The organism is Anaerobacillus alkalidiazotrophicus (assembly GCF_001866055.1).
Genome location: NZ_MLQS01000015.1, coordinates 1 through 12,885, shown reverse-complemented (window position 1 = coordinate 12,885; position 12,885 = coordinate 1). Strand labels below are relative to the sequence as shown.

The following is a 12,885-nucleotide window of genomic DNA, read 5'->3' as shown; positions in this document are numbered from 1 at the left end:
CCACCTCTCCCATATGAAATTTTTATACTATACCACAAAAATGAACATTTTAAACTTCACCAAATACGAGTAAGAACCATTCTTAATTTAGTATTTGTAATAATAACGATGATACCTTATTCAACTCTCGTTACCTCAATAAAAAAGCTATTTTCCTTCTTGAAGAATAGCTCCCATTTGTTTAACAAGCAATTTGAAGAAGAGTTACTTAATACGCCTCTTACCTGCCAACTGGTAATCCTCTTGATTACTTATTTGCTCCAATTTATAGAAATAACCCCAAAATGTCTTTTCTGTCTTTATTTAATTCAATTAACCCTAAAACTAATGAAATAACTCCTAATAAAAACAACACATAAAGCCCCCAAATGTGACAATTGATATTGACAATATAATTTTAAATATATTTAGCAAAGTTCGTCCACCTTGATAAGTAGTTCTTGCTAAGCTACTACTTTACTTGAATAAGTTATTCCATATTGCAGTGAAAGTTAGTCATTCCTGGTCCAGATTTTTCAATAATTGGAACACCACCTATGTCATAACAACCATTAGCCGCTTCTGTCACTTCTAAATAACTAAAATATGATTGCGAGGCTATTAAGATTGAGCCAACCATAACTGCAATCGTTCCTATCATTACTAATCCTTGTATTGGTGTAATCTTTCTTACCCATTCCATTTATAGAACCTCCCTACTTCAATAGTTGAAAAAGCGAGAGCTCTGTTCCGCTATCGCTACCCGTTCGTTCAAAACTTAATTCTTTTAAGATTTCCTCCTGTAGTCTAAGATGAGCCATAAAATTAAAAACAAAATAAGTATTATCATAGAAAATGGGATTAACCACAAATCTTCTCCGTTCAAATATATCCCCAGAAATATAATGATAACTGTAATTATTGGTGCCATTACATAAAAGGGTTTAGCATTATAAAACCAACCGTAAGGGAAAAAATGTGCCCCAGTTATTATTGCGAAGAATATGATAGCTTCATTTGGACTTTTTATTATACCCCAAAAAAGGATAGGAAAATATATAAACTGAGCCAGATTTAAATATAAACCTAAATCACCTAATGGATTATTTTTAAGTCTCCAATCAGACCGAATTAATGAAGAAATTCCAACGGATAATGGAAACATTAAACCTGTTGAAAATAACATGTATATGTTTTTTTGATGTATTTCTATTGGTTGCAGAAATATTATGGTAATGATTGACCAAATCACAACAGCAGAAAATAAAAATCCAATTCCATTTTTTCCTTTTACTGATAGTTCATTTCTAATTCTTGTTACTTCCAATCGTTTTCCCCTACTTTCTATTATGATAATTTACTCCAATGAGTTGAAAAGCTACAGTACTGTTCCGCAATCACTCCCGTTTGTTAAAAATTAATCATAGAAATTAAATACTACTTCTCCAACTGTTTCAGACTCCCAATAGGCAATTTGTTGTAATTCTTCATGGTGCAACTTGTTTTTATTTTTCACTCGAATCTTTCTCCCTTTTTTAGTGTATATGAAAGGTTCATTCAACTGAGCAGGGCTTAAGATTTCATAATATTGACTAAGTGGTTTGGCTATTTCAGGAATTTCAATAAAGGGTAAATAGAGGATATCTAATTTACGGTGCGCCGTAAATGCCAAAAAAGGGTATTGAGCATTTAATAAAATATGAAATTTGTCATCCTTATCTTTAATAATGCATTCATAAAAACTCTTTCCAGTTTCCCCACCGATAAACTTGAATATTTTTTTATGAAACATTGAATAACATCTATCTCTGAATTCCGTCTTGCTTACCGATGGTGCAGGACCGAATCCAGTAACTCCATAACGGAGAATTAACATATAGATACCTCTCTTTACTTCCCACCTAATTATAAAATTATAATTTATCCCGTTACATATCCTACTTCGTTACTCAACAACAGTAAGAACTGGCCTCACAACAGGCTCATAAAGTAATGCTACCGTTTGTTTAAGTACATTATTTCATAAATTATATATTTTTCTAGAAATTACCCAATCGAATCCTCTTCATCTTCTTTTTTTCTAAAAGAAAAATCTTTGAATAAGTAAAGGTTTCCAGCAAATACAAAACCTAAACCCAAGAAAGCTATCGTTAAGCTCATATATTGTCCAGTGATAATACCGTTCACCAATAATGTTATGCCAAAGACAAAAAATATCACACTCGATATAACGCATATTTTCCCGTACGTAGTTAGTCCTTTCATAAAAATACCTCCTCCACCTTAAACCAAATCCCCGTTAGTGACAAAAGGGCAGCGGTTGCTTGTTCAGCTAAAGCAACTCTTTAGTTAAATAAAATGTTTTTTAGTCCTAGAAAGTTCCACCGTTTCGTAACCACTTTTTATATTTAAAAATTTCAGCAAATATTAAAGGGAAAATTCCACATATAAATAAAAGACCGTAGCTAAATGTAATATTTAAAAGTTTTTCAATGCTAAAAAAAACTAACATGACAAAGACCATAATTATAGAATTCATGAATATAATTTCAACCCATTTAACCCAAAGATATTGAGCTAACATGTACACTCCTCCTTTTTATTTATTTCTTTAAAATTCAAACTATTAGTAAGCACAAACTCAATAAAAAACCAATACCCCTTAATGACTTAAAGTGTTTTAGAAACGATACGGAAAATAAAGTAGAAGATTCCAACTGAACCAGTCAACCCCATTATCATCAGCATAGGACTACGACCTGATAACAATATGCCTAAAATAAACAATACAAAAAACATTAGCCCTATTATATTTAAAATTAAGTTCTTATTTTTCATTTTTCCTCCATTTGATTAACCAATTGTGTGTTGAAATCTAGTGTTCTCCGATTCAAGTACTCCGTTTATTGAAGTAGAAATCTACTTCAATCTTCGTTTTTTCGACTAAGAAAAACAGCTAATAGACCAATAATTAAACCAGGAACCCAAAATAAAAAGTTTTGGTTGAAGGCAGCAACACTGTACGAAATGAACATTAAGCTATACATAGAATGAACCCTTGATAAAAACTTATCTTTACTTTTAAAGGCTATTATTAGTTTAACAATTACCAAAACTACGTTTAAAGTACCAACTACAACCGAAAACATTTCTATCCCCATATGAATATTCTTTTCGCTTATTGCAGAAATCTCCTCTTTAGCTTAACATCCTTTTCCAGTTTGTGGGTATAAAAAATGAGTTGCAATTGCAACTCTTGTTTTTCACTAACGTTTTCGTTACTTTAAGTACATTAATTACAATCTCTTTATATATATTCCATCTTTACCATAGGCATATAGAAAAGTTCCACGCATAAATACGGGACCGATAATAGGTTTACCGTTTTCATCTATTAATTGTAGTTTCTCCTTTGGAGTAATTGTTCGATTATTTTTTCGAAAACGCATTATTGTATTCATATCTACTTGACCAATTAAGCTCGTTTTATCGAATATAAATTGGTTAATTGTATCTCCTTCTATTCGATAGCGAATAGTCTCTTTCATCTCATTAAGTTGAACAAGAAAAGAATCAGCATAGTAATAAAAATATACTTCCTTAGAACTTGCAACATTCAAGGCATAACAATCAACAATTCCAAAACTACCTGCCCCCCACAACTTATGCCCATTTATGTTGTAAGCTACAAGTCCTTCACTACCCATTGGCTGTTCCCAACCAAAATTACCAAATACACCTTCATCAAAATAACTCACCCAAATAGTATCATTGTCATCAATTTGTACATGTTCAATGCCATCTCCGAGTGTAAAGGCTTCAATTAGTTGCCCATTGGGATTATACCTTCTTGCATTTCGTTCAATATACTTACCATCTTTTAAGCATCTACCTTGTACGATAAGTAAAGTACCATCTGAAAACAAATCCACTCCTGTCGGTAAAAGAGGAACATTCTTGAGCTCTACTGTTTCTACACTATCACTTTTAATAATTTGGATTGTCCAATTTCTTTTTGGTACAGGACGGTGAAAAAAATCTAATTCCTGTAAATCACTCTCAATTAAAATTAATGTACCTTCTTTTGTTATTTGACCACTTATCAAATTCAAATTTGATGAATAATCAAAGTACTTTTGTAATACTAACTTTTCTATTTCAATCACCTCTATCTTATTGAAGAGTTATATATTCATTCTAAATTCACCTAAAAAACGGCACCTTACTTGTAAACTATCCTTGTACTTTAACAACAATAGGAACTTCCATTGCAACAGCTCCTCAACTAAGCCTTCGTTTGTTTAAGAGTAAATACTTTCTTTTAAAATTTAGTTATCAAAATCTTATTCAGCTTGTAAGAATCGATTATCAAAAAGTTCAATTAAATCATCTGTTAATTCTAAATAAGTCATATTATGTTTTAATATAAACTTATCTCCAGCCCATTCTTGCCTCACTCGCAACAAAATTCCCCCATCTCCACTTCTAACTATAACCTCTCTTATTTCAGACTTATATTCAATTTCAAAGTTATAAATAATTGGACTCTTTTTCAATTCGTCAAAAACAAATTTGATTTCATTTTCATCATCAATATATTTAACCTTCCAATCATCACCTTCCAAAACTAAATATTCTAGAGTTAGAGGCTTTTTATACCAGCTCCACTCTAAATAAGTAACGTCGTCTTTTTTAAAAGTTATCGGATTGAAATAATATGTTGTAGTTATGTAAGCTAGCGTACCAATTAAAAAAATACTTATAAAGCTGAACTTCAATCAGTGGGGGTTTTCCTTCATCCCCCACTGATTGTTAGTTCAACTTATCGGACCTTTAGGGGCAGTTTATCCCCCACCTAAACTTCTCGATTTTCTTAAGTTTTGAGGTGGGGGTCTTACTTGCCCCTTAAGAGTGGGATAAAAACTAAGATAAATACCTTCTTCAAAATTCCCCCGCCTTCCAAATGGCTTATGTCACTAAACTGCCTTTTACTTGAATAACATGATTATCAATTTAACGATTAACATTATTTTCCACTTTTTATTATAAAAAGAGCTCTACTTCTTAATTAAGTAAAGCATCCTTCAGCTTAACCTTTTAGTGGCGAATGACCCCATTTTCATATTTTTCTAGTCTACTTTTACTTCCCAAATCGCCTGACCACCTGTAAACGGTCTTCAAAAATAAATTCATATACAGATGATTGATTTAAGGTGCTACTGAGTGGTAAAAGTTATTATCAATATGGTAATCCATATGAAAAATCTTAATAACCAACATCACTGGTGGTTATCTTCTTTTTCCAGTAGTAAGATACCCTTTATTTAGCTAAGCCTTCGTTACTGTAAGTAGACAAATTCACATGTTGATTAAGACCGTTTTCTTTTACCTAATTTCCAACCATAATAGCCAGCCAAAATGGCTAATAATAATGGAAACCATGCAATCTCCGCTGTAAATCTAGCGCCATCAGCCGATGCGTTACCATAATAAGAAAGAATAAACCAATCAATATTTATATATCTACCTAATAAAGCATAAAGAATAATAGTTAAGAAAAATCCCAATATAGACAGAAAGTACGGTAAATATTTCACTACTAACTCACATCCTTGTTTCTAGTATTTTAAATAACTCTCAAAAAAGTTTAGGGATTTCATGCAACACGTTACTTTAAGTACGCGAAAGAGCTGCAACATTGCAACTTGAAATTTTACTATCGGTAGCTTTTAGCACAATAGCATTTTAACAAAAACAACGTCATCCTCTTTAATTTCATTTTCACATAAAATACATTTAGGTTTATCCCACAACATTAATAATCCCCCTCCAAAAAACTCTCTTTCTATCTACCTATACGAATAACCTTTATAAAAAGTTTCTTAAACTATAATGCTCCATTAGCACAGTTAAGTCCTAACCGGTGGAAGAACGTCCCTCTGGCCACTAACAAAACGACAAATCCTCCTATTGAAATATATGTCACACCATGATATAGTAACGCTACTAACTATGTCACATCATGACACATTTAAATGCGACATATATAGATAATGATAGTAACTAAAATTGGCTATTGATACACCACCTACACAACAAAGGGGGACGAAGCATTGAACCTTCAAAAAGTCATTAAAAAATACGTACCAATGACGGAAACGGCGTTTTACATTCTCCTCTCCTTAAACAAACCCCGCCACGGCTACGGAATCGTAAAGCATGTTGAAGAAATCACAAAGGAACGACTCCGTCTCGGTTCTGGTACGGTTTACGGTACACTTTCTAAAATGCAAAAAGACGGCATTATCACTGTTTACGCCGATGAGGAACGCAAAACTGTCTACGAACGAACGTTGGTCGGCCAGCAACTGCTCACTGCTGAAATTGAACGGCTGAAAGAACTTCATGCAAACGCCATAAAATACGAGGAGGGCTTAAATGATTAAGAAAGCATTTAGACCATTTTGGAGCTTTGATGTTAAAAAAACAGAGCAATGGCTCACAAATATGGCTGAACAAGGTTTCCATTTCCATCAACTAAACCGCCATACACGTACTTTCTACTTTAAAGAAGACCAACCGAAAAAAATCACATATGAAATCAACTATGGCCCAAACCAATCTACTAATTTACCAAATGCCCGGATCGAAGACGGATGGCACCAAGTTTTTCAAAAGAAAAAATGGTCGATCATCGCGAACGAAAAGCCAACCAGTCAAATCAAAACTACATCAGTTCGCGAAAACATTATAAAACGTAACCGAACAATCTTTTACGTCTATTGTGGTCTTCTCACATACTTCATTGGGGTATCGCTCATTCCCCTTGGAATCTTTCTTACAGCACTTCTTTCAGGTACCGAGATCATCGTTGTGGAAAGCCCATACTGGATCATCACTTATACGATAACGGCGCTCAGTACACTGTTTGTAATCGCTATGATCTATTCTCTCATCAAAATTAAGAAAACGAACAAACAACTCATTGACGAATCCTTTGCATATATGCCGATGCCAGATACCTCAAAACAAATTACGAAACAAAAAGAAAAAGAGTTAATACGAGCAGGAAAAATCGTGAGGAAATGGAAATTAAACTGGATGATAGCACCCGACAAATTGGAAGAATGGCTCGAAAAGATGGAATCGCAAGGCTATAACCTTTACCGTGTCGCTAGACCAGGAACAATCTTTTACTTTATCCGAGAACAAAAACGAAACATAAGCTATTGCACCGAGTACCAAAACATCGCCAAAGAAAGTTCCTTCAATATGCATAAAGAAAATGGTTGGAAGCACGTATACTCCTCCAGCTCAACTTTGCAAAAATGGACAATATGGTCAAAAGAATACGAAGTAGCTGAAGTAAAACCTAGAATATACACAGACAAAATAACAAGTATCAAGGCTGCTCGCCGCATCGCCACTTCTTATTCACTCTTATTTATACCAATCATTTTATTATATAGTTATATGTTAACAAATTGGTTCTTCTATCAACCTAGTGAATCGAGACCAACCCAAGGATTCACCATGTTCATCTTCGCTGTCCTTATCCTAACATTCGGAAAACACACGATAAAAACGTGGCGCTACTTCTTTCGGGTTAAAAACACAACGTAAATGGTAGCTAGCAAATCACGAAAGCCTTTGAACCCTAAAACTGGGTTGGGGGCTTCTTTTTTGTTTCAATTTAATCGACAGGTGCCTGGTGTATGTCGAACTATAAATTGTAAACACCTTTCACTTGTCGAATTTGAACGAAATTTATTATTCAACCTTTTAAAATTCCAACCTTCCTCTCATCTCCTTGTTTAGCTAAAGAAAGTAATATACCAAGGCTCTCTTCGTAAAGTTTGTGGTTTTTGAAATAGCAAATACCGGAAGGGGAAATTTACTTTTTGTTGTATAATTATTATGGTGTTTGTTTAACTGTCATGAAAAACAGATGTATCATTTTTGTGCGAGTAGATAAAGCTGAACTTCAATCAGTGGGGGTTTTCCTTCATCCCCACTGATGAAAGTTATTCTATATCGGACCTTTAGGGGCAGTTTATCCCCCACCTAAACTTCTCGATTTTCTTAAGTTTTGAGGTGGGGGTCTTACTTGCCCCTTAAGAGTGGGATAAATGTTGAGTTATTGAAGTAAAAAAGACGGAAGCTATTTTAATTAAAAGGAGGTGGAAATTTGGTATCAATTTTTAGTGACATTTCATTAACATTTTTAGTAATGTTGCCATTGATTGTGGTTCGTGTCCTTATTAATAACAGGAAAAATTTTGTTTATTCAAGTGGATTAGGCAAGTTTTGTACAGTTATGTTGTTTTTAGATTTCACTTTAATCAAAATGTCCATTGATATAAGTAATGATTTTTGGTATATGATGTTTTGGCAATTTCTTATGGTATATCCAATTTGTTTTGTGTCAATTTATTACTTATTGAAAAATGAGAACAGTGAAAAAACGTCAAAAAAATCTTATGTATTCCTTGATGGAAAACAACGTATTATTATTGGAATTATGACTATTTTAAGTTTTTCTTTTATAGTTACTGGTATAAACGAAAGTAATAAAAAAGTTTACGACACACATAATCAACTAATTAATGATTTATTGAAAAGTGATAACCCTACTGAAACCTTAATTTACAATTCAATTACACCAAGCACAATGTTAGACATTTTACCTCATTTAGAAGATATAAAAGAAGGTGAAGTAGAGGTTTTATCTTTACCTTGGAAAAGTACAGTAAAAGTTAGAACAAATAAAGAAACAGGTCAATTCACAAGAGAATTTACTTACGTTAGATTTTACAGGGATTGGAAACTAGATGGAATTTATAGGCGTACAGGACATTATTTCCAATCTAATTAATTTTGAAAGTCATGTCGTTGATATGGCTTTTTTCATTATTTTAGACCTCACGTAAATATTTCACCGTAATGTGATTCGATTTTTGACAAGCACCTAACAACATACCTTTTACTCTTTCCTTTGTAGCCATTTTATTATTCTGTTGTAAGAATTTGAACCAGTAGATTAATAGTTAAGTTATACCTTTAGTTGTCTAGATATTTAGTGGGTACTCCATTAAACTTATCCATCCAATCTCCAAGACGCCTAGTCGTCAGGATTTGGTGCGATCAAATGGAATTTTTGGTTTTCATCTAACATATGAAAGTGAACGCCATATAGGATAAAAACTCCCTCATTTTCCCCACGAAGAAAATTTGAAACCTCCACACGCTCGATATCAAATTTTTCTCGTATAGTTCCAATGCTTTTAAGCAATCTTTTACAACCATATTAATTTCTACTCCAACCATAATTAACACACTCCTTTTACAAGTTAATAAATATTCTCTACCTCACATTTCCCCTAGTTTATCAATTAAGGTATACCAACCAAATTCAATATAAATACCACAGGAATTATGGTTTTCTTATTGTATTGTTCTAAGTTATTTAGATCTTTACCACATGTGTTTTCACCACTATATCGTAAAGACATTGTTTCCTTAAGGTACATAAAATCTTCGTAGCAAAAGAGCAATCCCTGCTTCTAGAAGGATTGCATTTGTTACTTTATGTGAACACTTTTCACAACAGACTCATTACAAATTACAGTACGCGTTCATTAAACAAGCTATTTTAATAACTAATGTTTATTAACGTTTACCCTTTTCGACCTTTCTCTTTATTAAAGTGCCTAAAATAAACAAGACAATCCCGCTCATGATCACGATAAAGACTGAAATTTCTAACTCAGGTCCGATTGAAGGAATGAAAAGGTAAAAGATAACAAATAACCCTACCGAGAAAGCACCATACAACCAAAAGATAAAAAATTCGGCAATTTTATTTATCTTTTTGAAGCAAGACCAACGTAAATAAAGGATGATTGAATAAAGTAGAATAAATGCTACCGGAATCGAGATCGCGGTTTTCAACAAAGCTGAGCCTAGGTAAAATTCTTTCATAAGTCCATCATCTGTAAAAAAATAATGACTTGCGAGATCTACTATTCCAGAGAGAATCATACCCATTGCTAAAAAAAATAAGATTCCCCAACCAATAAGTAACGTTCGCTCCTTTGTCACCGTTTTAGGAAGTTCTCCAATGATTTCGTCTGCGTACTTTTTGGGATTTTTTCCAAACACTTCTTCTGCAGTCTTTCCTTCTCCTTGTGCATCTAATAAATGGTCTAACAATTCCGATAAAGTCTCTTCTGTCTCTAAATCCGATATTCTATATGACAGTCTTATATAAACGAGCATATTTTCATAGTATTTTCGTTTCTCTTTAGTTAGCAGTTTTCGTTTTTGATTATTTAATTCGACCAACTCATGAATGTTCAATTTTTATCCCCCATATCTAATAGCTGATCAACGGATACTTTCATATCTAACCAGTGTATTTGAAACTCATTTAGTGCACGAGCGCCACTATCTGTTAAAGAATAATATTTACGATTCGGACCGCTTTGAGATTTTTTCACCTCTCCTCTTATTAGCATTTCTTTTTGCAGGCGTAATAAGATCGGATAAATAGAACCTTCACTAACTTCAATGCCATAATTGTGTAATAACATCGATAACTCGTAGCCATACACGCTTTTTCGTTCAATAATCGCAAGAATGCAGCCCTCAAGGATACCTTTTAATAATTGGCTTCGTATGGACATTCCTTCACCTACCTTGCATTACATTATATTTAAGAGAAAGCCAAAAAATAAGCTACCTTGTAATACCATATAGTTTACCATTAAAGAACACTACCTTGCAATGCAAAATAGTGTTCTTTGTTTTCTTTAGCAAGTGGTGACTGTCACTCCCCATATTACTTGTTTCACAAAAATAGTTTCACAGCCGAAGTGTTTCTGACATTTTTTAATAAACTTATCCATAAGTGATAAACTCAGAATTGGGCAATCTAAAAAATGGGAGGTATGAAAATGATCGCTTATTTTGGTACTATGAATAAAATTGAAGATTTTATCAGTGAAGTAAAGGTTCAAAACGTCAATAACGTTATTGGTACAATTGGATTTTGGCTTACATCTGATATTCATTTTGCGAAACCCTATGCAATAGGAAAGGAGACAGTTTTTCAAAAGTCAGAAACGGAATTTTGGGAAGATGGAGAACCTAAGGTCATTCAAGTTGATAAGCCGGTAACTGGCTTTATTTACAAAGTATTTATTGATGAACCAAACCTTAAGATATATGATTCTAATACCGTGGATTCGTATGATTTGTTTATGAATGATCGTGACAAATATTGTGAATATTTTCATGCCAGAAAAAGAAACCCTACCTGGAAAGATGAGGTTATCCTTTTAAATATGGAGGAAGCCAATGAAAAATTTCGTAACAGCCTTATTCGTCAAGAGTATGAAGGCTTTGTCATTCGAAATTGCAAACTACAAAATGGGGTTACTGACTTGTATTGTCTTTTTTCAATAAATTCTCCGCTCATTTCAGATATTATTCCGGTAGAAACTTTGTAGTGTGAAAGTGCCTTGAAACAGTGCCTGTCCCCCAATACACTAACAATTTAAAAAAGCGGGGACCCTAACCCATGGTTAACAATGTAACACGTCTTTTATGACACCCATGTATTTTATCATATCAAGTAATAATTCTATCAAACTCTTATGGTATAGTATAAATATTTCTTGGTCGATCATCGTTAAGATTTCTTCTTTTGTCGCCCACTTCACTCGTTGTACTTCCTTTGATTGTAACGTTAATTCCTAATATCAAGATCTACTTCAACGAGATAATTAACAGATTATTTGGATGTATTCCTTCTTCATCGTCCGGACACACTAATGAAGCCTAAAGAGTTGCAGAAGCCTACGATATTCTCGAAAGCTCAGGAAAAGTAAGACATTTCGGAGTTTCCAAGCAGAATACGATGCAGATGAACCTTTTAAGGAAATACATAAAACAACCGATCGTTGCTACAGCTTCAATTATGTATTACAAAAACAACGATGATTTCCAGTATGGCTTTTTTGATGTGGGATCCCCCGGAAACGAAAAGTTCCCGAAATTGAACAAAAAAATTGATGAAGTTGCTGCAAAATATGAGGTATCAAATACAACAATTGCAATTGCATGGCTGCTGCTCCGAACATGCAGCCTGTAATCGGAACGATGAATGAAGGCCGATTAGTAGAATGTATAAAAGCTAGCGATATCCACCTCATCCGTGAAGAATGGTATAGCAGATATCATTCCGTTGAAACATACTTCCTTAATTTGAAGCATGGGGACGGGTCTTCCATTTCGTTTATTACAGAATGGTAACTGATTTGGAAGCAATAGGTCCGTCCCCTCGCTCCCCACTGACTTATTAACACACAAAAAAGACACACTCCAATTGGAATGTGTCTTTACTCTACCTAGCAACGTCCTACTCTCACAGGGGTAAAACCCCAACTACCATCGGCGCAAAAGAGCTTAACGATCGTGTTCGGCATGGGAACGAGTGTGACCTCTTCGCTATCGTTACTAAATCTACTGACTTCAATTACATCATGTGATGCTTCTTAGAATTTGCTACATGCAGATTTGCGACGAGGAAGCTTTCTTCGAAGCAATACTAGAAGACGCAGGAGCAGATTATCTAAGTTCTTGTCAGTTAATATTATTCAGAGATCATTCCCTGAAAACTAGATAACATACATATAAGTTTCTTGAGTGTGAATTCAATTCTTATTTTAGGATAAGTCCTCGACCGATTAGTATCTCTCAGCTCCACACGTCACCGTGCTTCCACCCGAGACCTATCAACCTCATCATCTCTAAGGGGTCTTACTGGATTAACTCCAAGGGAAATCTCATCTTGAGGGGGGGCTTCATGCTTAGATGCTTTCAGCACTTATCCCTTCCATACGT

The 12,885-nt window shown here is 33.9% G+C and carries 16 protein-coding genes, 2 rRNA genes and 1 pseudogene; 5 read left to right on the top strand and 14 right to left on the bottom strand.

Annotated features, from left to right (window positions below; translation table 11 throughout):
• Window positions 1–469 precede the first annotated feature (469 nt).
• The 9 genes from BKP45_RS10060 to BKP45_RS10020 form a co-directional block, all read right to left on the bottom strand.
• Window positions 470–682 carry a hypothetical protein gene (locus tag BKP45_RS10060; RefSeq protein WP_071389565.1) on the bottom strand — a complete coding sequence of 71 codons (213 nt, stop codon included), beginning with the start codon at window positions 680–682 and terminating at the stop codon, window positions 470–472.
• 84 nt (window positions 683–766) lie between these two features.
• The gene (locus BKP45_RS10055) at window positions 767–1,306 is read right to left on the bottom strand and encodes a DUF7010 family protein (RefSeq protein WP_071389564.1); all 540 of its coding nucleotides are present in this window, start codon (window positions 1,304–1,306) and stop codon (window positions 767–769) included.
• A gap of 90 nt (window positions 1,307–1,396) precedes the next feature.
• A complete protein-coding gene (locus tag BKP45_RS10050; protein ID WP_071389563.1) occupies window positions 1,397–1,855 on the bottom strand; it encodes a hypothetical protein in 459 nt (152 codons plus the stop codon).
• Between the two features lie 170 nt (window positions 1,856–2,025).
• Window positions 2,026–2,244 carry a hypothetical protein gene (locus BKP45_RS10045; protein ID WP_071389562.1) on the bottom strand — a complete coding sequence of 73 codons (219 nt, stop codon included), beginning with the start codon at window positions 2,242–2,244 and terminating at the stop codon, window positions 2,026–2,028.
• Window positions 2,245–2,350: 106 nt separating this feature from the next.
• Window positions 2,351–2,563, bottom strand: a complete 213-nt coding sequence (locus tag BKP45_RS10040; protein WP_071389561.1) for a hypothetical protein — start codon at window positions 2,561–2,563, stop codon at window positions 2,351–2,353.
• A gap of 340 nt (window positions 2,564–2,903) precedes the next feature.
• Window positions 2,904–3,128 (bottom strand): hypothetical protein, encoded by a 225-nt coding sequence (locus BKP45_RS10035; protein ID WP_169824091.1) that lies wholly within the window; start codon window positions 3,126–3,128, stop codon window positions 2,904–2,906.
• 147 nt (window positions 3,129–3,275) lie between these two features.
• Complete coding sequence (locus BKP45_RS10030; protein ID WP_245747419.1) at window positions 3,276–4,145, bottom strand: hypothetical protein; 870 nt, start codon at window positions 4,143–4,145, stop codon at window positions 3,276–3,278.
• Window positions 4,146–4,322: 177 nt separating this feature from the next.
• The gene (locus BKP45_RS10025) at window positions 4,323–4,757 is read right to left on the bottom strand and encodes a hypothetical protein (protein WP_071389559.1); all 435 of its coding nucleotides are present in this window, start codon (window positions 4,755–4,757) and stop codon (window positions 4,323–4,325) included.
• Between the two features lie 591 nt (window positions 4,758–5,348).
• Window positions 5,349–5,576, bottom strand: a complete 228-nt coding sequence (locus BKP45_RS10020; protein ID WP_071389558.1) for a hypothetical protein — start codon at window positions 5,574–5,576, stop codon at window positions 5,349–5,351.
• Between the two features lie 552 nt (window positions 5,577–6,128).
• Between BKP45_RS10020 and BKP45_RS10015 the strand changes: the two genes are divergently transcribed.
• The 3 genes from BKP45_RS10015 to BKP45_RS10005 all read left to right on the top strand — a co-directional run bounded on the left by BKP45_RS10015 (window position 6,129) and on the right by BKP45_RS10005 (window position 8,854).
• The gene (locus tag BKP45_RS10015; RefSeq protein ID WP_071389616.1) at window positions 6,129–6,425 is read left to right on the top strand and encodes a PadR family transcriptional regulator; all 297 of its coding nucleotides are present in this window, start codon (window positions 6,129–6,131) and stop codon (window positions 6,423–6,425) included.
• Entirely contained in the window at window positions 6,418–7,602 is a 1,185-nt protein-coding gene (locus BKP45_RS10010) for a DUF2812 domain-containing protein (protein WP_071389557.1), read from the top strand. The genes BKP45_RS10015 and BKP45_RS10010 overlap by 8 nt, the downstream gene beginning before the upstream one ends.
• Before the next feature lie 565 nt (window positions 7,603–8,167).
• Window positions 8,168–8,854: a hypothetical protein gene (locus BKP45_RS10005; RefSeq protein WP_071389556.1), complete on the top strand. Its 687-nt coding sequence runs from the start codon at window positions 8,168–8,170 to the stop codon at window positions 8,852–8,854.
• A 794-nt stretch (window positions 8,855–9,648) separates the two neighbouring features.
• Here the strand turns inward: BKP45_RS10005 and BKP45_RS09995 are convergent.
• Window positions 9,649–10,338: a DUF1129 family protein gene (locus tag BKP45_RS09995; RefSeq protein ID WP_071389555.1), complete on the bottom strand. Its 690-nt coding sequence runs from the start codon at window positions 10,336–10,338 to the stop codon at window positions 9,649–9,651.
• Entirely contained in the window at window positions 10,335–10,664 is a 330-nt protein-coding gene (locus BKP45_RS09990; RefSeq protein WP_071389554.1) for a PadR family transcriptional regulator, read from the bottom strand. The genes BKP45_RS09995 and BKP45_RS09990 overlap by 4 nt, the downstream gene beginning before the upstream one ends.
• A 270-nt stretch (window positions 10,665–10,934) precedes the next feature.
• Between BKP45_RS09990 and BKP45_RS09985 the strand changes: the two genes are divergently transcribed.
• Entirely contained in the window at window positions 10,935–11,489 is a 555-nt protein-coding gene (locus BKP45_RS09985) for a hypothetical protein (RefSeq protein WP_071389553.1), read from the top strand.
• Between the two features lie 75 nt (window positions 11,490–11,564).
• Here BKP45_RS09985 and BKP45_RS21550 read toward each other — a convergent pair whose 3' ends face one another.
• Window positions 11,565–11,702 (bottom strand): hypothetical protein, encoded by a 138-nt coding sequence (locus tag BKP45_RS21550; protein ID WP_211272964.1) that lies wholly within the window; start codon window positions 11,700–11,702, stop codon window positions 11,565–11,567.
• 66 nt (window positions 11,703–11,768) lie between these two features.
• On the opposite strand from BKP45_RS21550, the pseudogene BKP45_RS22955 reads away from it, so the two are divergent.
• Window positions 11,769–12,245 (top strand): annotated as a pseudogene (locus BKP45_RS22955) (aldo/keto reductase); the annotation flags it as partial.
• A 142-nt stretch (window positions 12,246–12,387) separates the two neighbouring features.
• Here the strand turns inward: BKP45_RS22955 and rrf are convergent.
• Both rrf and BKP45_RS09970 read right to left on the bottom strand, forming a co-directional pair.
• A 5S ribosomal RNA gene (rrf, locus tag BKP45_RS09975) occupies window positions 12,388–12,503 on the bottom strand.
• Window positions 12,504–12,708: 205 nt separating this feature from the next.
• Window positions 12,709–12,885 (bottom strand): 23S ribosomal RNA (locus tag BKP45_RS09970); the annotation flags it as partial.

Coding starts and splice junctions, on each gene's coding strand:
- BKP45_RS10060 (WP_071389565.1), bottom strand. CDS start 682: ATGGAATGGGTAAGAAAGATTACACCAATACAAGGATTAGTAATGATA.
- BKP45_RS10050 (WP_071389563.1), bottom strand. CDS start 1,855: ATGTTAATTCTCCGTTATGGAGTTACTGGATTCGGTCCTGCACCATCG.
- BKP45_RS10045 (WP_071389562.1), bottom strand. CDS start 2,244: ATGAAAGGACTAACTACGTACGGGAAAATATGCGTTATATCGAGTGTG.
- BKP45_RS10040 (WP_071389561.1), bottom strand. CDS start 2,563: ATGTTAGCTCAATATCTTTGGGTTAAATGGGTTGAAATTATATTCATG.
- BKP45_RS10035 (WP_169824091.1), bottom strand. CDS start 3,128: ATGTTTTCGGTTGTAGTTGGTACTTTAAACGTAGTTTTGGTAATTGTT.
- BKP45_RS10015 (WP_071389616.1), top strand. CDS start 6,129: ATGACGGAAACGGCGTTTTACATTCTCCTCTCCTTAAACAAACCCCGC.
- BKP45_RS10010 (WP_071389557.1), top strand. CDS start 6,418: ATGATTAAGAAAGCATTTAGACCATTTTGGAGCTTTGATGTTAAAAAA.
- BKP45_RS09990 (WP_071389554.1), bottom strand. CDS start 10,664: ATGTCCATACGAAGCCAATTATTAAAAGGTATCCTTGAGGGCTGCATT.
- BKP45_RS09985 (WP_071389553.1), top strand. CDS start 10,935: ATGATCGCTTATTTTGGTACTATGAATAAAATTGAAGATTTTATCAGT.